The organism is Leifsonia soli, from assembly GCF_013408745.1.
GTDB classification, from domain to species: Bacteria; Actinomycetota; Actinomycetes; order Actinomycetales; family Microbacteriaceae; genus Leifsonia; species Leifsonia soli.
Genome location: NZ_JACCBJ010000001.1, coordinates 2,553,662 through 2,574,983 on the forward strand (window position 1 = coordinate 2,553,662; position 21,322 = coordinate 2,574,983).

The window sequence follows — 21,322 nt, forward strand, 5'->3', positions numbered from 1 at the left end:
CGGGTAGTGTGGACGGCAGCCTGAGTTCCCAATGTTTTACTGGGATTCCGGGCCGCGCGAGTGTAGTTCAATGGTAGAACCTCAGCTTCTCCCACTCTGGATATCAGAGAGTCACACTCGGTCTCGTAAGCCCCATTGATCGGGGCTTTTCCCACTATTGGGGTACTCGTGTGATCTCCGCGACACGCCGTGGATCACGCCCAAAGCGGTGAGTAAACGGTGAGCTACGCGAGTCCGGGGCCGGAATCGCCGCGCACGTTGAACCGTTCGAGGATTGCTGTCGAGTCGGGCACCTGAACCACCCGCGGCAGGTAGGACTGCTCCGTCGTGGCGTATGTCGAGTGGCCCAATTGGTGCTGAGCCCGCTCCAGGCCAATGGCATCGCGTAGCGCGGTTGCGACAGTGGACCTGAACTCCTTTGGCACGCGCCCCTCGAATCTTGTCCCCTTCAACGCCATGTGCCACTGAAGTCGGAAGTTGTCGGGGATTCGCGGGGTGAGCGTCGAGGAGGGGAAGACGAGCTCTGAAAAGGATTCCACCCGTCGACGGAGGAGCATCTTTCCCACGAACGTGGGCAGGAAGAGCCGTCGCCCGCCGCCGGTCTTCGTCTTGTTCTGCACGGTCCAGCGACCTTCGCGGTTCTTCGCCATGGTCCGGTGGATGTCGACTGTGAACGGCTGGATGGTGAAGTTTACGTCCTCCCACATCAGCGCGAACACCTCGCCTGGCCGACACCCTGTGCCAAGGAAGAAGTCCACGGGATCCGCTAGATCGGTGCCGCGACGCCGACCGGATGCGTCCAATCCGGCGTCCCAGCGAGCGAGGATCTCCCGCAGCTCGGCGACATCTTCGAGGGAGAACGTGGCGACTTGATGGTCCGGTTCCTCCACCGGCGCGACCGATTTCATCGGGTTGGCCTCGATCGCGTCATGCCGAGCAGCCATGGCAAACATCCCCGTGAGCAAGACGACGGCGATGCTCGCGTTGGAGTAACCATTCAGCCGGGCGGTTTGCTTGACGAACCGATCCAACTTCGAGACTGAAGCCTCGCGGATCATCCAACCGCCGAGATTGGGCACGATGTACTTGTCTAGCACCGTCTCGTAACGACGCAGTGTCCCGTTCGAGCGTGAGGTGTGGCTGAACTCATCCCACCAAACGATCGCCAGGTCGGCGAGCCGCGTCTCAGGGTTGAGCTCGCCGTCGCCAAGCGGCTTGATGCGATCCCGCATCGCCTCGCGGAGAAGCGCTTCGGCCTTCTGTTTGGTGCGCCCGATGCGTTCGATCTGTCGTGTGCGACCGTCGACGTCGCGATAGCGGGCGCGCGCGGCCCAGCGGTCTTGCGCAAGCATGCGCGTCGTGACCGTGCCCCACGTCTCGGAGACCAGCGGAGGACGGGACATGATCACCGACCCCCGTTCTCGATACGCGAGCCAGTCAGCCCGACTCCGCTGTAGCGGATCTCGGGTGTCGGCGCGGGAAACGGCGATCCGTTGAGGTCAGCGGAATCCCGCTCGGGACTACGCGTGGTCTCCATGCTACGCGCGCCCCGCTGGGGCCGGCGGGCGTCATTGAGGCGAACGAAGGGAACGCACGCCGGCTCTGCCGTCAGCGCCGCCAATCGTCCGATTGGCGTGAACGGGTCGGCTGCGATCGCCCATCCATCCATCGCATAGCGGCTTACGGTCTCAACGCATTCGCTCTTCTCCTCCGAGCTCGGGTTGGTCGAGCCAACCACGCCGACCAGACCACCCTGCAGTTCCGGACCCGTGTTTCTGGTGTCGATGACGAATACCCGCATCTCAATCACTCCCCTGTCTCTCGTTCTTGTTTGCCTTCCGGCGGGGAGATCGAGAGCGAGTGGGAGGTGCGCAGTGCCGGGATCGTGGAATACCGGAACGGAGCGCAGCGGAGCGAGGATATGCCGCGAAAGCCCGGCACGGAGCACCGGGAACGAGCTACGATCGGCCGGCGGAAAGACAAACAAGTCGACAGGTGCAGTGCCGCCGCAGGCGGCTCCTCGACAGTTCACCGGAGCAGGGGCGCACGGTGCGCCGTCCAGTCGATCTCAGACGCCAGCGACCGGATTATCTCGTGCGAGATCGGCTGGGCCCTCGGACTCCGAGGCGACCGCGACGCGGTTTTCGCATGGAGACTCAGTCGTCGTCGAAGTCGACGTCCTTGCCCTGCAATACTGCGAGGGCTTTGATGACGAGCTGGATGGCGGCGACCGCGATGAGAACGGAGACTCCCAGCGCGAGGACGGGGTCGAGCCAGTAGAGGTCGTTGGTGATCAGAATGATGACGCCGGCGACGGCGATCGCCGCTGCAGCGGCTGCATCAGCGTGGGCATCGATCAGGACCGAGCGCATATGCAGGTCCTCCCCGGCTGCCGAGCGGCCGAGGACGAACGCGCCCGCAAGCATCACGAGCATCGTGATCACGCTGACGATCACCATCGGCAGTCCCTCCACCGGTGGCGAGCCCTCCTGTAGCCGGGAGATCGCCTCGATGGTCACCGTCACGGTCACGGCGAGCAGTAGCAGGGCGTTCACCAACGCGGCGATCGCGATCGGTCGTTGCGCGTGCGGATGGTCGGGGTCGCGGTCGCGGAGCGCGATCGCTATCAGGCCGAGGGCGAGGGCGAAGCAGTCGGCCACAGTGTCGCCGGCGGCGGCGAGCACACTGACCGAATGCGCAACAAGACCCGCGATCACCAGACCGACGATCAGGGCCAAATTCAGGCATAGGACGATCAGGATCCGTCGCCGCTGACTCCACCTGGGCGCGCTTACTCCCGCCGGGTTGGGCTGGGAGCGGTCCGTCTGATCGGGCACTCGGGCATTCTTTCATCCTGCCAAGTCGAGGTGGACGGGAATACCCTTAAGGGGTATATTGCTGAGACGAGTGAGCATACCCAATGGGGGTATGCCCGGGAAGGGACCGAGAATGTCCACCACCGAATTCCAGGTGACCGGAATGACCTGCGGCCACTGCGAGATCTCCGTCCGCGAAGAAGTCGAGCAGGTGGCGGGCGTGACCGCCCTCACCGTGAGCGCGCAGACCGGGAAGCTGGTCGTGACTTCGGCCGAGCCGATCGACGACTCTGCAGTGCTGGCCGCCGTCGAAGAGGCCGGGTACTCCGCAGTACGCGCCTAAAGACCCAGCACAGCGACCCGCGCGCACCGCACTCTGATCGAGGAGGTTCAATGAGCATCACGACCCCGGCCGATGAGCCGAACACCGCCGTAGAGCTGGAGATCGGCGGGATGACGTGTGCTTCCTGCGCGATGCGGGTCGAGAAGAAGCTGAACAAACTCGATGGCGTCACCGCGACGGTCAACTACGCCACAGAGAAGGCAAAGGTGACCGCTCCTCGTGGATACGAGGTAACCGCGCTGATCGCGGAAGTGGAGAAAGCGGGCTACACCGCCGCCGTGCCCGCGCGCCCGGCTCCTCCTGCCGAGCAGCCTGCTGCGGAACCGGTCGACGCGGAGCTCGGTTCTTTGCGCACGCGGCTGCTGATCTCCGTGGCGCTGACCGTGCCGGTGGTCGCCCTGGCGATGGTCCCCGTGCTCCAGTTCACATACTGGCAGTGGGCCTCCCTGACGCTCGCCGCACCGGTCGTCGTCTGGGGTGCGTGGCCGTTCCACAAAGCCGCATGGACGAACCTCCGGCACGGTGCGGCGACGATGGACACACTCATCTCCTTGGGGGTGACATCGGCCTTCCTCTGGTCGCTCTACGCCCTGTTCCTCGGCACGGCGGGGATGCCTGGCATGACGCACGCCTTCGAGCTGACCCTCGCACCCTCGAACGGCACGTCGAACATCTACCTGGAGGTGGCCTCCGGCGTGACGGTGTTCATCCTCGCCGGACGCTTCTTCGAGAAGCGGGCGAAGCGGCGGGCGGGAGCGGCCCTGCGCGCGCTGCTGGAGCTGGGAGCGAAAGAGGTCGTGGTACTCCGCGGCGGGGTGGAGTCGCGGATCCCCGTCGAGCAGATGCGGGTGGACGACGAGTTCGTGGTCCGCCCCGGGGAGAAGATCGCCACCGACGGTGTCGTCGTCTCCGGAAGCTCTGCGGTCGACACCTCGATGCTTACCGGCGAGTCCGTCCCCGTCGAGGTGGTCGCGGGCGACGCCGTCGCCGGCGCCACCGTCAACGCGGGCGGGCGGTTGGTCGTCCGGGCGACCCGCGTTGGGTCCGAGACGCAGCTGGCGCAGATGGCTCGGCTCGTGGAGGACGCGCAGACCGGCAAGGCGGAGGTGCAGCGCCTGGCTGACCGGGTCTCGGCCGTGTTCGTGCCGATCGTGATCGGGATCGCTGTCGTGACCCTCGCCCTCTGGCTGATCGCCGGGTTCCCGATCGCGGCAGGCTTCACAGCTGCGGTGGCCGTCCTCGTGATCGCCTGCCCGTGCGCGCTCGGGCTGGCCACGCCGACCGCCCTGCTCGTCGGCACCGGACGGGGAGCCCAGCTGGGAGTCCTCATCACCGGACCCGAAGTCCTCGAGTCCACCCGCACTGTCAACACCGTCGTGCTCGACAAGACCGGCACGGTGACCACCGGCCGGATGACACTGGTCGAGACGATCCCGGAGGACGGCACCGACCGCGATGACCTGCTGCGCCTGGCCGGCGCGCTTGAGCACGCCTCCGAGCACCCGATCGCGCAGGCAATCGCGAAGGCCGCCACCGAGCAGGCGAGACGCGCTCTCCCTCCTGTCGAGGAGTTCCAGAACATCGAAGGCCGGGGCGTACAGGGCGTTGTCGAGGGACACGCCGTCCTCGTCGGCCGCGACTCGCTCTTGGCCGACTGGTCGCTCGCACTCAGCCCGGCGCTGGCCGCCCGCAAGTCGACTGCCGAAGCCGGAGGCAAGACGGTCGTGACGGTCGCCTGGGACGGCCAGGCCCGCGGCATCCTCATCGTGGCCGACACGCTCAAACCGACCAGCGCCGAGGCTGTCGCCGGCCTCCGGAAACTGGGTCTGACGCCTATCCTCCTCACTGGAGACAACCAGGCCGTCGCCGAGCGGATCGCCGCCGAGGCGGGCATCGACCGGGTCATCGCCGACGTCCTCCCGCAGGACAAGGTGGCTGTGATCGCCGGGCTGCAGCGGGAGGGACGGATCGTCGCGATGGTCGGCGACGGCGTCAACGACGCACCCGCCCTCGCGCAGGCCGACCTCGGTCTGGCGATGGGGACCGGCACCGACGCGGCCATCCAGGCCTCGGACATCACCCTGGTGCGCGGCGACCTGCGCGGCGCGGTCGACGCCATCCGGCTCTCCCGGACGACCCTCCGGACGATCAAGTCGAACCTGTTCTGGGCCTTCGCTTACAACGTCGCCGCCATCCCGATCGCTGCCCTCGGGCTGCTGAACCCGATGCTCGCCGGAGCGGCCATGGCCGCCTCGAGCGTGTTCGTCGTCGGGAACAGCCTGCGCCTGCGCAGCTTCACCAGCATCGTGCCGAGCACGGTGTAACACTCGAACCCGAGCATTCGCACAACGGAAGTGACCTCATGACCGACCCGCACGCTCACCACCAGCACACCGAGACCGCCGAACCCGCGGTCCACGACGCGCACACCGCCGCTGATCACGCCGCCATGGACCATGGCGGCATGGACCACTCCGCAATGGACCACGACGGCCATGCGAGTCACTCGGGGCACACCGGCCATGGCGACCACGTCGGTCAGTTCCGGCGGCTGTTCTGGATCAACCTGATCATCGCCGTCCCGGTCGTCGCGACCTCGCAGATGTTCGCGATGATCCTCGGCTACACCGTGCCGACGTGGGCGCTCTGGATCGCGCCTGTGCTCGGCACCGTCATGTACGTGTGGGGCGGCTGGCCGTTCCTCAGCGGCGCCTACAGCGAGCTGAAGAGCCGCACACCGGGCATGATGCTACTGATCGGCCTGGCGATCACCGTCGCGTTCTTCGCCTCCTGGGGGGCCACGCTCGGCCTGCTCGACCACGAACTCGAGTTCTGGTGGGAACTGGCGCTGCTGATCGTGATCATGCTGCTCGGGCACTGGATCGAGATGCGGTCCCTGGCCCAGACCAGTTCGGCGCTCGATTCCCTCGCCGCGCTCCTCCCCGACGAGGCGGAACGGATCGAGGGCGACACCACCGTCAAGGTCGCCCCTGCCGATCTCCACGTGGGGGACGTGGTACTCATCCGGCCCGGCGGGAGCGTCCCCGCAGACGGCCGGATCGTCGACGGCCGCGCGGAAATGGACGAGTCGATGGTGACCGGCGAATCCCGCCCGGTCTCCCGCGGCGACGGCGACGCTGTGACCGCCGGAACCGTCGCGGTCGACTCCGGGCTCCGGGTCGAGGTCACCGCCGTCGGTGACGACACGGCCCTCGCCGGCATCCAACGGCTGGTCACCGAGGCGCAGAACTCCTCCTCTCGCGCCCAGCGCATCGCCGACCGTGCCGCCGCACTGCTGTTCTGGTTCGCCCTCGGCGCCGCCATCATCACCGCCATCGTCTGGACCCTCGTCGGCAGCCCCGACGACGCCGTCGTGCGCACCATCACGGTTCTCGTGATCGCCTGCCCGCACGCGCTCGGCCTCGCCATCCCGCTGGTCGTCTCCATCGCGACCGAGCGCGCCGCCCGCGGCGGCGTCCTCGTCAAGGACCGGCTCGCGCTGGAGAGCATGCGGACCGTCGACACCGTCTTGTTCGACAAGACCGGCACTCTCACCAAGGGCGAGCCGACCGTCACTGGGATCGCACTCGTCGGCACGTTGACCGAGGACGAGGTGCTCGCTCTCGCCGCGGCGGCCGAGGCGGACAGCGAGCACCCGCTTGCCACGGCCATTGTCCGCGCCGCACGCGGACGGGAACTGACCATTCCCCCGGCCGCGGGATTCTCTTCCTCACCGGCCGTCGGCGTGACCGCGACCGTCGATGGAGCAGAGATCCGCGTCGGAGGCCCCCGGCTGCTCGACGAAGCGGGAGCCACGGAGGTAGAGGAGGCCGGCTCGTGGCGCAGCGAGGGAGCGATCATTCTCCACGTCCTCCGCAACGGCACCCTCATTGGCGGCCTGAAGCTCGCCGACGAGGTGCGCCCGGAATCCCGGGAGGCGGTCGACGCGCTCCACAAGCTGGGCGTGCAAGTCGTCATGATCACGGGCGACGCCGAAGCGGTCGCAAACGCGGTCGCCGCCGAACTCGGCATCGACCGCACCTATGCGCACGTGCGACCGGAGGACAAGTCCAGCACAGTGGCCGAACTGCAGACGGAGGGCCGGAAGGTGGCGATGGTCGGCGACGGCGTCAACGACGCCCCCGCACTCGCCCAGGCCGACGTCGGCATCGCGATCGCCTCCGCCGGTGTCATCCTGGCCAGCTCCGACCCGCGCAGCGTGCTCTCGGTCATCGAGCTCTCCCGCGCCAGCTACCGCAAGATGAAGCAGAACCTCTGGTGGGCCGCCGGCTACAACCTGATCTCCGTCCCCCTTGCCGCCGGCGTGCTCGCCCCGATCGGCTTCGTGCTGCCCATGTCCGTCGGCGCCATACTGATGTCGCTGTCGACTGTCGTGGTCGCCCTCAACGCCCAACTGCTCCGCCGCCTGGACCTCGCCCCCGAGGTCAGCACCCGCACCATCCTCACCCCCTGACGAAAGACTCCCGATGACCCAGCACGACCACACCGAATACGGCTACATCACCGACAAAGACAAGTACCTCAACCGGCTCAAGCGCATCGAAGGCCAGACGCGGGGGATTTCCCGCATGGTCGACGAAGAGCAGTACTGCATCGACATCCTCACCCAGATCAGCGCCCTCACCAGCGCCCTACAAGCGGTCGCCGTCGGGCTGCTCGACGACCACCTCAAGCACTGCGTCCTGGACGCCGCACGAGCCGGCGGCGACGAGGCCGACATCAAAATCAAAGAGGCGAGCGACGCCATCGCCCGCCTCGTGCGCTCCTAAGCCCCGACCCTGCCGGCACTAACCGCCTGAGCGCCCGAGCTCGTCTCGCCGCCGGATGTACTCCTCGTGATCGATCTCACCCCGGGCATACCGCTCATCGAGGATTACCCTCGCCGAGGAGTTCGACGGTGGAACAGTGCCGGCGCCACCGGACGGGGCGCGCCGGGTCAGCGTGACGACCATCACGACGACCACCACGATGATCAGCAACGGTACGAGCAGCCACACGATCCACCACGCCCCCGCGCCGCCCATCATCCACCCGTACATGACCGCCTCCTCAGCTGACTTCTTCAACCAGGTTGGGGCTGAATCGCGCACCGCTAGTGGGCACAAAGTCCCGTACTGATCAAACCCCCGGCGGGTATCCAGGCTGCGACGCTAACTTGTTACTCGGAAGGAGGACACATGCTCGCCGACTGCATATCGACACACACCCGCACCTGGCGCTGCCTGATCGTCCTCCTCGTCGCCGTCGCGGGAATCCTCACCGGGATGCTGGCCATGCACGTGGTCAGCACACCGATGAGCCAACCGCATGAGCTCACCATGTCTCACGCCGCGCTCGCAGCGGCCGCCCCCGGGCAGTCGAACGGGGCCGGCGCGCACTCGGCGGCGATCGCCCCGGCGAGCGCTGGCATGGGGACGACTAGCGGATGCGCTGCCGACGGCTGCGACCCGATGCACGATATGACGGCAATGGTGTGCACCCTTGCCCTACTGGCCGCAACCATCCTGCTGATCGCTCCCGGCCTGACCCGTGCACTGCTCGGCATGGGGATGCTCGCCGCAGCCGCCACCTTGATCCGGTCGGTCGCCGGCACCATCGGGTCGTCCCCACCGTCTCTTCTGGCTCTCTCCGTCGATCGCAGATGACGCGCGTCGCACCCCGCGCACGCGCGGTGGTGCTTCAGCCTGCCCAGCATCAGCACATCCACACGACGAAAGAGACCAATCCAGATGAACACCAGACTGATCGCGCTCACCTCCGGCGCCCTCCTGACCGCCGCCGCATTAGTCGGCTGCACCGCCGGCTCTCCGGGGAGCGACTCCGGTATGGGAAACATGCCCGGAATGGACCACAGTAGCGCGAGCACCGACACGGCGACCTCGGACCACAACCAGGCCGACGTCACCTTCGCCATGGCCATGGTCCCCCACCACCAGCAGGCGATCGAAATGTCCGACACCCTCCTGACCAAGCAGGGTGTGGACGCCCGGGTCACTGACCTCGCCCAGAAGATCAAGGCAGCGCAGCAGCCGGAGATCGACACCATGAACGGCTGGCTCTCCGCCTGGGGGCAGAAGTCCGACATGAGCGGAATGGACATGGGTGGTGACGGGATGATGTCGCAGCAGGACATGAACGCGCTCACCAAAGCGTCCGGCGCCGACGCGTCCAAGCTGTTTCTCACCCAGATGATCCAGCACCACCAAGGCGCCATCACCATGGCCACGACCGAGACCGAAAAGGGCAAGGCAACGGACGCCGTCGCGCTGGCGAAGACGATCGCCGCCACACAGACCGCCGAGATCGCCACCATGAAGCAGCTTCTCGCCAGCCTCTGACCCCTTCCCGGTCGCACCAGACGTGGGCGCCGTCACCCTCCCCCTCGTGGCGGCGCCCGCCCTCCTCTTCGATCTCGACCCTTCCGGTCGATTGCTCTCTTTGGACATCCGATGAACACTCCGGACCTCACCCGTCGCAGCGTCCTCCTCGGCGGCGCCGGGCTCGCCACCGCCTTCGCTCTCGCCGCCTGCACCGGCGGCCCGAACCTTCTCACCGCAACAAGCGCCCCCGTCACCGCGGCCGAGAGGGCCCGACGACGCACCGGACGAACAACCCGCGTCCAGCTCACCGCGGGCAAGACGAACATCGACCTCGCCGCGCGCACGGCCTCCACCTGGGCCTACAACGGTCAGGTCCCCGGCCCCACCATCCGGGCGACCGCGGGTGACGCTATCCGAGCGCACGTGACCAACCATCTCCCGGATGACACCACCGTGCACTGGCACGGCATCGCCCTGCGGAATGACATGGACGGCGTGCCCCCGATCACTCAACACGCAATCGCGCCCGGGAGCTCGTTCGACTACGAGTTCACCGCGGACGCACCTGGCACCTACTGGTACCACCCACACGTCGGCCCGCAACTCGACCGCGGCCTCCAAGGCCCGCTCATCGTCGAAGACCCGCACGAGCCACTCGGCTACGACCACGACTGGGTGCTCGTGCTCGACGACTGGCTCGACGGCGTCACCGCCACCCCTGACCAAGTGCTCGCCGAGCTTAAGAAGGGAATGAGCATGGGCGGAATGGGCGGGATGGGCGGCGGGATGGGCGGCGGCGCTCCCTCCCGCAACGGCAAGCTGCTCACCGGCACCACCTCCAGCCTGCTCGGCGGCGACTCCGGAGACGTCTACTACCCCTACTACCTCATCAACGGACGCCCAGCAGAAGACCCCGCCACCTTCACCGCGAAACCCGGGCAACGCGTGCGGCTGCGCATCATCAACGCCGGCGGCGACACCGCGTTCCGGTTCTCCGTCGGAGGGCACCGGCTCACCGTCACCCACACCGACGGATACCCGGTGAACCCGGTCACGGGCGACAGCATCCTCCTCGGCATGGGCGAACGCTACGACGCGATCATCACCGTCGCCGACGGCGCCTTCCCCATCGTCGCCGACGCCGTCGGCAAAGCCGCCCGCGCCTTCGCCGTCCTCCGATCCAACCCCGGAAGCCCTGCACCCACCGTGAACGGGTACACCGCCTCTGACACGTCACCGGTCACAGCGGCCGTGCTCAGCGCCCCGCCCGCCGCTGCCCTCCGACGGCGCGGAATCGACCGCCGCATCGACATTGCCCTCACCGGCGGAATGATGAAGTACGACTGGGGCATCAACGGCAAAGCCTTCGACATGAACAACCCTCTCGACGGCGCCTACGCGGTGCGGGAAGGGGAACGAGTCCAGGTCACCATCGCCAACCAGACCATGATGTGGCACCCCTTCCACATCCACGGCCACACCTTCCAGCTCGATGGCGGCCCGCGAAAGGACACCGCCATCGTGCTCCCACACCAGTCGCTCACCGTCCTCTTCGATGCAGACAACCCCGGACTCTGGATGACCCATTGCCACAACATCTACCACGCCGAATCCGGGATGATGGCCGTCCTTGGCTACGAACAGAGCTGAGTCAACGGGGAACAGAACGCGCGGTTCCGCATAGCTGTGGACTCATGGCCGATGGCTTGATACACATCGTTTGGTTTGAGTCAAAGTGTCTCAGCGAGGAGTATTCTGACCTCATGCCCAGGTTGTGGAGCGAGACAGTGACCGAGCACCGGTCCGCGGTGTTGGAGGCGATCCTGGATGCGACCGCGCAACTGGTGCATCGAGATGGTGTCGCCGGCCTGACCATGACAGCGCTGGCGGAGGCGAGCGGCGTGGGGCGGGCGACTTTGTATCGGTACGTTCCGGACGTCGGGTCGGCTCTGACCGCCTGGCAACAGCGCGAGGTGGCGAACCACCTCCAGCGCTTGCGAACGATCGCCGCAGACAGCGCTCCGGCCGACCGACTCGAGAACGTGTTGATGGGGTATGCGCGCTTACGCGGTCATCGACACGGGGATCACGGGGCCCTCCACGACGCCGCTCGCCTGGCTCCCGCCGAAGGCGAAGTTCGCGAACTACTGGCCGACATCATCGAAGAGGCTGCCCACGACGGCCGTGCCCGCACCGACCTTCAGGCGGCCATGCTCGCCGCATACGCAACCGGAGCCTTGGGGGCGGCAGCGATGCTCCCCGAGCCCTCCGCCGCGACGCGACTGACCGCCCTCGTCCTCGAAAGCATCCGGGGAGTCGATGGACATCCACACGGCGCGGACTCATCTGGCGCCCTTCCCGGACCGGTAGGCGGCCACCAGTGGAATCACTGACGCGCGCGAGCACCTAGGACAGCAGCGTCCAGCGGACTCCGCCTCGGACAGCAGTCGAGCGGGGCCGAACCTGCGCCAAGCTCGTCACGTGCTGACCTCCACCGACGTTTCACGAAAGATCTCGACGGCTTCTCGGATCGCGTAGTACACGATCACCAGAGTCGCTAGCGAGTCGGCCCACCACCACCCCAGCACGGTGTTCAGGAAGACGCCGACAAGGACGGCGCAGGCCAGTAGACCGTCGATCATGGTCACCCTGCCCTCCTTCTGCAGCACCGGATTACCCAGAGCTCGACCGGTACGCGCTTTGAGTGCGGCGAGGATGAACATTGTGGCGGCGGTGATCCCGGTCCATATGATGCCCCCGACGCTGCCGTCCGGTCGATGACCGCCGGCGAGGGCCACGACCGTTTGCACAAGGAGGTAGCCGGCGACGGCTACGAAGGCAGCGCCGATAAGCCGCAGGGCGATCCTCTGCCGGTGCTCCCCCGTCCCCGAAAGCTCCCAAATTACGACCGTGCTCGCCCCGATCTCGACCAACGAGTCGAGCCCGAAGCCGGCGAGAGCGACGGAGGCGGACGACAAGGCGAGGACCGCGAGCACCATGACGCCTACGACGTTCCACTCCAGCGTGAATCCGGCACGCAACAGCGCACGCCGATCGGGAGCGAGATCGGTCATCGTCAGCGTCCTTCCGCGCGAGAATGCATGGTCGAGCGAAGTCGACTCAGAGGTCGACCACCTCGAACTCGAGCAGGTCGGCCCCAGTGGCGACCGGGTTGGATCCGCCGTGAGTCATCCCGGCCTGTCCCTCCCGCCACGCCTGGTACGCCTCCTCTGTCGCCCAGGTACTGACGACGAAGTAGCGATCCTCCCCCTTGACCGGGCGAAGCAGCTGGAAGCTCTCGAAGCCGATGTGCTGGTCGACGTCGTGTGCGCGGCCGGCGAAGCGGGCCTCGAGGTCAGCTCCCCGGCCGGCAGGGACGTGAATGGCGTTGATCTTGACGATGGACATGCGTGTTGTTCCTTTCAGTGGAGCGGGGGCTGATCAGTGGTCGGCCGCGATCGGTGTCACGACGAAGTCGTCGAGGTTGCGCAGCTCACTGCGCACGTGCTCGGTCGCGCGATCGGCCACATGGGTGGCGTCGTGGAGGGTTGTGGCGCCGGTGGTGATCACTGCGGAGCCCAGGAGGCGGTGCCCGGACCAACGCAGCTTCACGTTCCGGACACCCGTAACACCGTCCGTTGTCCCGAGTATGCGCTCGACTCGGTCGAGAAGATCGGGATCGACGGCATCCATCAGTCGTGCGCCGACCGATTTCACGGTGCCCCACAGCAGCACCAGGATCGAGATGGAGATCAGCAGGCCGATGATCGGGTCGGCCAGCGGGAACCCGAGCATCACGCCGATCGCACCGAGCACGACCGACAGCGACGTGACCCCGTCCAGCCGGGCATGCACACCGTCAGCCACCAAAGCAGCCGAGCCGATCTTCCGCCCCACCCGGATGCGGTAGATCGCGACCAGTTCGTTTCCGGCGAAGCCGATCACACCGGCGACGACCAGCCACCACGCATTCTCCACTGGCCGCGGATGCACAAACCGGTCGATCGCCTCCCACCCGGCCACCACCGCCGAGAGGGCGACCACGAAGACGATGAACAGGCCGGCGAGGTCCTCGGCGCGGCCATAGCCGAAGGTGTAGCGACGAGTGGCCGCTCGACGGCCAAGGACGAACGCGATCCACAACGGCACCGCCGTAAGCGCATCCGCGAAGTTATGGATCGTGTCCGCCAGCAACGCCACAGAGCCGGTGACCCACACCAGGATCAACTGAAGCAGCGTCGTGCCCAGCAGGATGAACATCGACACCTTGACGGCGGTCACACCGGCCTTGCTCGCCTCCAGCGCGTCATCCACCGCATCAGCGGAATCGTGGGTGTGCGGAACGAAAAGGTCGTAGAGGAACCCCTTCACCCCACCGTGAGGGTGCGAATGCTCGCCGTGATCATGCGAGTGACCGTGATCGTGCGACTGGCCGTGACCCTGGTCATGCTCGTGGTCCTCGTTGTGAGGATGAGCATGATTTGTGCCGTCGTGAACGTGGGAGTGATCGTGATCGTCGTGAGAGTGCGTGTGGGTTCCGCTCATGCTGACGCCCCCTCCGTGGCCGCCGCCACAGCATGGTGATGCCGGGGAGTTCCTCCAAGGGAGTGCTCGGCCTGCAAGATCGCATCGGACACCAGCCGGCTCGCGTGCTCGTTCTCCAGCCGATAGAACACGCGCTGCCCGTCCTGCCGGGTCGCCACGATACGCGCCAGCCGCAGCTTCGCCAGATGCTGAGACACCGCCGACGGCTGCTTGTCGAGAATGTCGGCCAAGTGGTTCACCGACAGCTCGCCCGCATCCTTCAACGCCAGGACGATCCGCACCCGCGTCGCATCCGCCAGCATCGCGAAGACCTCCACCGCCAGCTCGACGAACTGGCTATCGGGAAGGCGCCCACATATCGGCTTGTCTGCATCCATACGCAGATAATACGCGCGCGGCCAACGGCAACGAGGAGAGCACGGGGCGCGCACTCATGCGCTCGTGTCGCTATTGCGGGTGTCGGTCGCCACGCCACCACAGGGCAACCCAGAAGCCGCACCGTCTGCAGATGCGAGCGCTGCCGCCTTCCAGCGAGTGAACTCTGCTTCTGGGCAGCTCGCGTCCACAGCAAGAGCACACCACCAAGGCGTCATCATTCATGGGTCGAGATCGCCTGCACCAGCTGATCGACCGTCGGGAGCCCTGCGACGCCCTCCGGGGTGAAATAGATCCGGCACGCGAGATCGGTTGTTCGCGCTCCGTTCGGAAACAGATCCGCCCCGTCCGCGGTAATCGTCGGTGAACCCGCGAATGCGACCGCCGCCGCCTCCAGCGGAGTCTGAAGAAGCCGAAAAGCAACGGCCGTCGTCGTGTCACCGAGTCGATCGAGGGCGTCGCGGACGCGCTCACCCGCCTGCTCCCAGTTCGGGCACTCCTCGATATGCAGTACCTCGATCCTCATGCAACCATCCTCCGTCATTCAGGGCGCTCGAGCATCGTTGATTCATTGCAGGATGGCCCGAATCGGGCTAGATCGAGCCGGTTGTGGCGTCACAAGCAGCGCTCGTGACGCCACCTCATCACGCCGATTTGACCGGTACCGGCACCGCCACTGACGTGCCGGCCACCCAGGTGCGGTAGCCCCCGTCGAGGTTGACGACGTCGAAACCGTGCTGGTCGAGGATGCGCGCGGCGGTGTGACCGCGCTGGCCCACCTGGCAGTGCACCACGATCGGGCCGGCCGGCAGCTCGCCCAGCATCCTTCTGCCCGACAGCCCGCACCACGAAACCGTCCGCACGCTCCAACACCGCGGACTCACCGTCGACGCCTGCCGGAACACTCTCCGAAGCGAACACATCGACGCCGAGCAACTTGTGGCCGACACCGTCATTGTTCCCTCCGGCATCGCTCACCTCGTGATCCGTCAACGCGAAGGCTGGGCGTACCTACGGCCGTGATGGCGGCGGGCATGCGCCCTCGGGTCATCTCGTAAGGTAAGTCCGATGGAGAACACGACAGCGCGTCTATTCCGCGCCCTGATGGGGCTTGTCATCTGCGTAGTGGGCGCTGGAATCGCTGTCATCGCGATCATCCTCACCGTCGAGTACGCCTGGGGATGGATCTTCCTCATTGGGCCAGTCGCGCTTGTTCTTGCGGCACTCTCCACTCGGTGGGGAACTCGCCTGATTTCCCACTAGGGCGAAGCACACCGAACCGAACCAGAGCAGGAGGCCGAGCGGCTCTGCGAATCCGACATCGTGAGCACAATGCGCTGCGCTGCACGCACAGCCGCCCAATCTTCCCTGGCCAGCGATACGAGAACGTCGAAGTCGAATAACCCTGCCGGCCAAGACATTGACACCGTCCACCGACCATGACCTCATCCGAGGAGGAGTCAGCGGCCTGATCAACTCGTTCACCATCCAGATTGGACAGGGCTCGATCGGACGCCTTCGGCGTGCTGACTTCCTTACTCTTCTCTCCGATCCGGCAGCCGACCATAGCAAGCTCCGGCAGCTCCAGGCCCGGTCGTCGCTATTTGCAGACTCCGCTCGCTGCGCTCACTCCGCTTAGCAACCGCTGCCTCCGGGCATTCCGCTGCCTCCACCCGCTATCGATCTTTGTGCCGGAACGGCCAGAAGAACGATGAGGGAGTTCGAGATCATGAGCGGCAAAGTCATCATCCGGAGCGCGAAGGCGCGACAGGTAGAAGCGGAGGCACTTCACGCGTCGATCGTGGAGCAGGTCCAACAACTCGCCGACAGCGGCCAGTGGCGGGCGTTCCTCGAGTTCGCCCGCTCCTTCCACAACTACAGCCTGAACAACCTCCTGCTGATCCTCTCCCAGAACCCCAAGGCGACCATCGTCGCCGGCTTCCGACAGTGGCAGACCAAGGGACGACAAGTTCGTAAAGGCGAGAAGGCGATCAAGATCTTCGGCTACCGCGAGAGGAAGGCCAGCCGCGACGACGACACAGACGAGACCGAAGGCGAACAACGAGTGGTGCGCTACTTCCCCACCCTTTCCGTGTTCGACATTGCACAGACTGACCCAATCGAAGAAGCCGAACCCCTCCCCCAGAACCCAACCCGCCGCCTAACCGGCCACGACGACCACGGCGTCATCGCTCCCCTGACCACGCACCTCCAAGCCAACGGATGGAGTGTCCAACGCGCACCGCTCATGAACGCGAGCGGGTACACGGATCCCGGACTGCACCGGGTGACCATGGCGGAAAACCTGGCGATGGAGCACGCGGCCAAGACACTCATTCACGAGACCGCGCATATCGAGCTGCGCCACGTCGAGGATCTCGACGAGTACCGCGCCCACCGGGGGCGGATGGAGGTGGAAGCCGAATCGGTCGCCTACATCGTCGCGGGCCTGTCCGGGTTCGATACCAGCGCGTACAGCATCGGCTACCTAACGGGCTGGGCCGGCGAGGACACGGCCCTCGTTCGAGACACGGCCGCGCGAGTACTAGAGGCAGCGCACACGATTTCGGCGGTCGTGGAAAAGCCTCACTAGGCCGTCAGCCGCACCGCGAAGAGAGCCCCGATCCACTCGGATCGGGGCTCTTCGCCGTCGGGGAACGGAACCGCGTTGAAGCGGCTCGAAGAACAGATCGGGCGAGACGTGGTGAAAAAGACGCCAAGCGAAGAAACGGGAACAACAAGAGGAGGACGCAGATCGGGAGAACCCAAATACAACGGCCAAGGCTAGAACCGACGGAGCAAGAAGCGAATGGCCGGCAAAGAGCGAATGCACGCAGGCACTTAAGTGAAACGGCCTGCGCCAGGCCCGGTTTCAGAGGGCTCCCGCGTCAACACGACTTGCCCCATCCTCCCGGGCGTTCGACGCAGAGCGGTCCGCATCGCGCAACTCTGATCCCCGTGGACAACGGTCTCTACTTGCGGCTGTGCAACTTGGCGACGCCGGGTGTCTGAGTACTGGCCCCGCGTCGTAACCCGAGACGATGACGAGGCCACATTCATAGCAGCATGCCGACGGTCGAGGACGCCGCAGGCGGCGCGGTACTCATGAGGTTTGAGGGCCTTTCCGCCGATCGATCGTAGCTCCCTCCCGGTGCTCCGTGCCGGGCTTTCGCGGCATATGCTCACTCCGCTCCGCTATTCCACAGACCCGGCACTGCGCACCTCCCACTCGCTTTCGATCACTCGCCGGAAAGGCGCTCAAAACGATCGACCGTGGGAGTGAGTGGGATGCGGGTTTTCATCATCGACACCAGCAACATGGCACCGGAACTTCAGGGCGGACTCATCGGCGTGGAAGGGTCCTCGAACCCGACCGCGGCGGAGAAGCAGGAATGCGTTGAGACCGTCAGTATGTACGCGGTGGACGGATGGGCGATCGCCGCCGACCCGCACACTGCGATCGGCTGGCTCGCCGCCCTCACCGCGGAGACGGCGTGCGTGCCCTTCGTTAACCTCACCCGGCTCGCTCTGGGTCAACCCGCGCGGCAGCCCGCTCATCTCTGACCTACCGGCTGTCGACTCTGTCACGCGGCCGGGATACTTGGCGTGTTGGGAAGCCGGAATGCCCGGCCGCGGGATGTGGTCGGGCGGTGACCGGATTGCACGAATTTCAGATTTGCGCGTCAAAACCGGCTGGCAAACACAACGTGTAGGTATGAGGGCACCCGTTTCGGGAACCGCACCGCGGCGCAGTTCGCCGTCGGCTGCGCTGGCAAGCTCGCCGGATTCACCGCAGAAGCGCCCTGCACGCCCCTCGTCCACCTCTGCCACCGCAGGATCGAACAAGCTGGGGCGCAGTCGTCTCAAGCCCGCGTCGGTGGTTGGACGGACGATGATCGCGTGGCCTCCCGACGCGGATCACGACCGGGAGAAACGGCCCGATTTCAATACTTTTCTAGCGGGTTTCGGACTTTCGGGCCATATGCGCGCCAAAACCACCTTGGAACCGGAAGTTCTAAGTAGAAGGACATTTATTCGAAAGGACAGAACTGTCCAGTTTCGGAAAGCCCAGGACGCGGAACGCGGGAGGTGAGTGCAGGTGCGAGGTGGAGTAGCCAGGTGGAAGCGAGGGCAGCAGTCCCACGGGGTCAAGCAAGCGGTCAACTACGCCTTCAGCGGCGTTTGTGATGCCACAATCACCGCCAAGACCGCCGATGGCGTCATCGCCGTCGCCGGCTACGCCGACGCCGACGCCGTGATGACCCGATACATCGTCGAGAACGGTGCCATCCGCGACGACCTCCTCACCCGCGACCAGCTCAAAACCTGGGTCGACGGACTCGACCCGCTCACCGGCGAGCGTCGTGGCCGCGATCTCGAGTCCCCGGTCGCGGACCTGATTCTGGATGCGACGATCAACGCGCCCAAGTCGTTCTCGATCGCCGCCATGCTCGACCCGGACCTGGCCGCCGCGTACGAAGACCTCCAAGACCGCCTCCGGGATCGGATTGTGAAGCTATGGCAGTCCGAGCTCAACGCCCGCCGCGGCAAAGGCGGCGCCATCCGCGAAGACCTGCTCCGGATCGAGGTCGTCGAACTCCGGCACGAGCGATCCCGATCGTTGGATCCGCACAAGCACCGCCACCTATGGTTGAACGTCAAAGTCCAAGGGGTGGACGGTAAGTGGTCGAATATCGACACCCGGGTGGCATTGCGGTTCCAGAACGTGATCAACGCCGAAGGCGACCTCTCCTCCCGCACCGACCCTGCCTGGATCCACGCTCTCGCCGCCAAAGGGTTCACCCTCAACGAGGACGGGGAGATCACCCAACTGCAGCACCTGGTGCGACCGTTGTCGAAGCGGTCCGCGCAGATCGAAGCCAACAAGGTCACCCGCACGGCCTGGTGGAAGCAACAGCACCCAGGCCAGGAACCCTCGCATGATGTGCTCAACCAGATCGACCGGTGGGCGTGGGCCACCGGTCGGCCGAACAAGCCGAGCGACTTGAACGAGGACGACTGGGCAGAGGTCATCCAACAAGAACTCCTGACGACGGACCCCGCTCTCCGACAGGAGCGCGCCCCAATCGATGTTGCCTCAGCGTCGCTCGCGGATCTCGACCTCGAACTACTCGCCGCGAAAGCCATCGTCGACGCCGACGCCCGATCGACCGGCACCGGTGGACGCTTCAGCATGATGGACCTGCAGGCAGGGACTATCCGCGCCATCGCCGCCACCGGCGTCATCGCCGAGCACACCGAGCTGGCAGCGCTAGCCGGCCAGGTCGTCGCCTCGACACGTGCGCTCACCGTCACGCTGCTCGACGAACCCGATGTCCCCGCACACATCAAGTCGCGAATGGCGACCTCCACCGCAGCGCTGAAGGCCACGATCGCCACCCGAATCGAAGCTCTATCAGCGCCTGGCGTCGCGGCCCCCACCGAGGAGATCACTGCGATCGCTCACGCGCTCGACCCCGGGCGACTCCTGGACAGCGATCAAACAGACGGCGCATCCGCCATCGCAGGGACTGCGACTGTCGTGGCCATCACTGGAGCCGCCGGCACCGGCAAAACCACCATGCTGAACGTCGCCGGAGCCACTCTGCGCCGGCATGGACGGAACATGATCATCGTCGCCCCCACCAAGAAGGCCTCCACGGTCGCAGGACGCGAAACAAGCAGCGCTGCCTCTAGCCTCCATCAGCTCCTGCATGATCAGGGCTGGCGATGGAACACCGGCAGCGCCGGAAACACCGAATGGACTCGCCTCCTGCTTGGTGAGATCGACCCTACGACTGGCCAGCAATACCGGGGGCCGCGCCTCCGGATTCGGCCTGGCGACCGGATCGTCGTCGACGAGGCCGGCATGCTCGAGCTCCAGGCCGCCAACGCCCTCATCGACGTCATCCACCGCACCGGCGCCAGCGTCGCGGTCGTCGGGGACGACTGCCAAGCACTCCCAGTAGGACACTCTGGGGCCATGGCGCTCTTTCGCCGATCTGCGTTCGAGAAGGTACAGCTCACCCAGATCCACCGATTCCGTGACCCCGACTGGGCCGACGTGTCGGCGCGCCTGCGCGATTCCAACGGGCCCGTTGAGTCGCGAGGGATCGCGGAGCAACTGGAGCATAGCGGGCATCTCACGCACGTGACCAGCGAAGCAGAAGCACACCAAGCGATGGTGGCCGCTTGGCTCGACTCATCGCGGAGGGCGGAGTCGATCGCGCTTGTCACTGCAACACACGCCGAAGCTCAACACATCAGCGAGGCAATTCAGGCTCAGCGCATCGCCTCTGGCGCGATCGATTCCCGCCGTTTCGTTCTAGGACAATCGGAACAGCCAGTCTTCGTCGGAGACGTGGTTCAGACCCGACGAAACGACACGCGCACTGGCGTAGAGAACAGGCAGAACTGGGTCGTGAGAAGCATTTCGGACGAGCACCTCACGCTGGCATCAGTCAGCGACTCGTCTGTCCTTCGACGGATCACCCACGACTATGCGAGTTCCCACCTCCACCTGGGCTACGCCAGCACCGTCTACGGGGTTCAAGGCGAAACTACCGATCGGGCCCTAGTGGGACCGGGCGTAGATGCTGCGGGGCTATACGTCGGACTCACCCGCGGTCGCTTGCAGAATGACGTCATCGTTATCGCTGCCACCGTTGAAGCAGCCAAGACGGAGCTCGCCGCCACGATGCAACGCCAGTCGACTGAGGTCACGATCGAGGAGTCCCGCGCGGCGGCGAAGCTCGAGCTCTGGCGTGCGGCGCAAGACGATCGAGCTCGTCCTAGAGCAGTGGCGCAAGTCTCGTCGCCGACTCTGGCTCGCTAGCCGTTTGGAGACGCGCTATGGGGCGGCCAAGCCATTTGCGACAATGGCTCGACCGCGCTCGTTCCAG

General features: G+C 65.9%; 20 protein-coding genes and 1 pseudogene. 11 read left to right on the top strand and 10 right to left on the bottom strand.

What is annotated here, in order from left to right:
• Positions 1-224: 224 nt before the first annotated feature.
• The 3 genes from BJ963_RS12380 to BJ963_RS12390 all read right to left on the bottom strand — a co-directional run bounded on the left by BJ963_RS12380 (position 225) and on the right by BJ963_RS12390 (position 2,837).
• Complete coding sequence (locus BJ963_RS12380; protein ID WP_246298281.1) at positions 225-1,403, bottom strand: tyrosine-type recombinase/integrase; 1,179 nt, start codon at positions 1,401-1,403, stop codon at positions 225-227.
• 2 nt (positions 1,404-1,405) lie between these two features.
• Positions 1,406-1,810, bottom strand: a complete 405-nt coding sequence (locus BJ963_RS12385) for a hypothetical protein (RefSeq protein WP_218857075.1) — start codon at positions 1,808-1,810, stop codon at positions 1,406-1,408.
• Positions 1,811-2,156: 346 nt separating this feature from the next.
• Positions 2,157-2,837: a cation diffusion facilitator family transporter gene (locus tag BJ963_RS12390; protein WP_179456991.1), complete on the bottom strand. Its 681-nt coding sequence runs from the start codon at positions 2,835-2,837 to the stop codon at positions 2,157-2,159.
• Between the two features lie 112 nt (positions 2,838-2,949).
• Between BJ963_RS12390 and BJ963_RS12395 the strand changes: the two genes are divergently transcribed.
• From BJ963_RS12395 to BJ963_RS12410, 4 genes are read left to right on the top strand one after another with little or no spacing between them, the layout of a single operon-like run.
• Positions 2,950-3,159: a heavy-metal-associated domain-containing protein gene (locus BJ963_RS12395; RefSeq protein WP_064110148.1), complete on the top strand. Its 210-nt coding sequence runs from the start codon at positions 2,950-2,952 to the stop codon at positions 3,157-3,159.
• 50 nt (positions 3,160-3,209) lie between these two features.
• A complete protein-coding gene (locus BJ963_RS12400; protein ID WP_179456993.1) occupies positions 3,210-5,483 on the top strand; it encodes a heavy metal translocating P-type ATPase in 2,274 nt (757 codons plus the stop codon).
• Between the two features lie 38 nt (positions 5,484-5,521).
• Positions 5,522-7,633, top strand: coding sequence for a heavy metal translocating P-type ATPase (locus BJ963_RS12405; RefSeq protein WP_179456995.1), 2,112 nt, complete (start codon positions 5,522-5,524; stop codon positions 7,631-7,633).
• Between the two features lie 13 nt (positions 7,634-7,646).
• Positions 7,647-7,949, top strand: coding sequence for a metal-sensitive transcriptional regulator (locus tag BJ963_RS12410; RefSeq protein WP_064110150.1), 303 nt, complete (start codon positions 7,647-7,649; stop codon positions 7,947-7,949).
• Between the two features lie 18 nt (positions 7,950-7,967).
• Here the strand turns inward: BJ963_RS12410 and BJ963_RS12415 are convergent, their stop codons facing one another.
• A complete protein-coding gene (locus BJ963_RS12415; protein ID WP_064110151.1) occupies positions 7,968-8,219 on the bottom strand; it encodes an SHOCT domain-containing protein in 252 nt (83 codons plus the stop codon).
• Positions 8,220-8,357: 138 nt separating this feature from the next.
• Here BJ963_RS12415 and BJ963_RS12420 point away from each other — a divergent pair, with 138 nt between their 5' ends.
• The 4 genes from BJ963_RS12420 to BJ963_RS12435 all read left to right on the top strand — a co-directional run bounded on the left by BJ963_RS12420 (position 8,358) and on the right by BJ963_RS12435 (position 11,893).
• Entirely contained in the window at positions 8,358-8,825 is a 468-nt protein-coding gene (locus BJ963_RS12420) for a hypothetical protein (RefSeq protein ID WP_064110152.1), read from the top strand.
• Between the two features lie 84 nt (positions 8,826-8,909).
• Entirely contained in the window at positions 8,910-9,518 is a 609-nt protein-coding gene (locus BJ963_RS12425) for a DUF305 domain-containing protein (protein WP_179456997.1), read from the top strand.
• 111 nt (positions 9,519-9,629) lie between these two features.
• On the top strand, positions 9,630-11,150 hold the full coding sequence (locus BJ963_RS12430) for a multicopper oxidase family protein (RefSeq protein WP_064110154.1): 1,521 nt from the start codon (positions 9,630-9,632) through the stop codon (positions 11,148-11,150).
• A gap of 113 nt (positions 11,151-11,263) precedes the next feature.
• Positions 11,264-11,893: a TetR/AcrR family transcriptional regulator gene (locus BJ963_RS12435; protein ID WP_179456999.1), complete on the top strand. Its 630-nt coding sequence runs from the start codon at positions 11,264-11,266 to the stop codon at positions 11,891-11,893.
• Positions 11,894-11,977: 84 nt separating this feature from the next.
• On the opposite strand, the gene BJ963_RS12440 is transcribed toward BJ963_RS12435, so the two are convergent.
• From BJ963_RS12440 to BJ963_RS19175, 6 genes and pseudogenes are all read right to left on the bottom strand, one after another.
• On the bottom strand, positions 11,978-12,574 hold the full coding sequence (locus BJ963_RS12440; protein ID WP_179457001.1) for a cation efflux transmembrane domain-containing protein: 597 nt from the start codon (positions 12,572-12,574) through the stop codon (positions 11,978-11,980).
• Positions 12,575-12,620: 46 nt separating this feature from the next.
• Positions 12,621-12,908 carry an antibiotic biosynthesis monooxygenase family protein gene (locus BJ963_RS12445; protein ID WP_064110157.1) on the bottom strand — a complete coding sequence of 96 codons (288 nt, stop codon included), beginning with the start codon at positions 12,906-12,908 and terminating at the stop codon, positions 12,621-12,623.
• Between the two features lie 33 nt (positions 12,909-12,941).
• A complete protein-coding gene (locus BJ963_RS12450; RefSeq protein ID WP_179457003.1) occupies positions 12,942-14,045 on the bottom strand; it encodes a cation diffusion facilitator family transporter in 1,104 nt (367 codons plus the stop codon).
• Complete coding sequence (locus BJ963_RS12455; RefSeq protein ID WP_064110159.1) at positions 14,042-14,422, bottom strand: ArsR/SmtB family transcription factor; 381 nt, start codon at positions 14,420-14,422, stop codon at positions 14,042-14,044. Before BJ963_RS12455 ends, BJ963_RS12450 begins: the two co-directional genes overlap by 4 nt.
• 215 nt (positions 14,423-14,637) lie before the next feature.
• Positions 14,638-14,946: a hypothetical protein gene (locus BJ963_RS12460; protein WP_064110160.1), complete on the bottom strand. Its 309-nt coding sequence runs from the start codon at positions 14,944-14,946 to the stop codon at positions 14,638-14,640.
• Between the two features lie 118 nt (positions 14,947-15,064).
• Positions 15,065-15,235: pseudogene (locus BJ963_RS19175) on the bottom strand (rhodanese-like domain-containing protein); the annotation flags it as partial.
• An 896-nt stretch (positions 15,236-16,131) separates the two neighbouring features.
• Between BJ963_RS19175 and BJ963_RS12475 the strand changes: the two are divergent.
• From BJ963_RS12475 to BJ963_RS12485, 3 genes are all read left to right on the top strand, one after another.
• Positions 16,132-17,013, top strand: a complete 882-nt coding sequence (locus BJ963_RS12475) for an ArdC-like ssDNA-binding domain-containing protein (RefSeq protein WP_246298049.1) — start codon at positions 16,132-16,134, stop codon at positions 17,011-17,013.
• A 695-nt stretch (positions 17,014-17,708) separates the two neighbouring features.
• On the top strand, positions 17,709-17,984 hold the full coding sequence (locus BJ963_RS12480; RefSeq protein WP_179457005.1) for a hypothetical protein: 276 nt from the start codon (positions 17,709-17,711) through the stop codon (positions 17,982-17,984).
• 529 nt (positions 17,985-18,513) lie between these two features.
• Entirely contained in the window at positions 18,514-21,255 is a 2,742-nt protein-coding gene (locus BJ963_RS12485; protein WP_343037273.1) for an AAA family ATPase, read from the top strand.
• Positions 21,256-21,322: the final 67 nt, after the last annotated feature.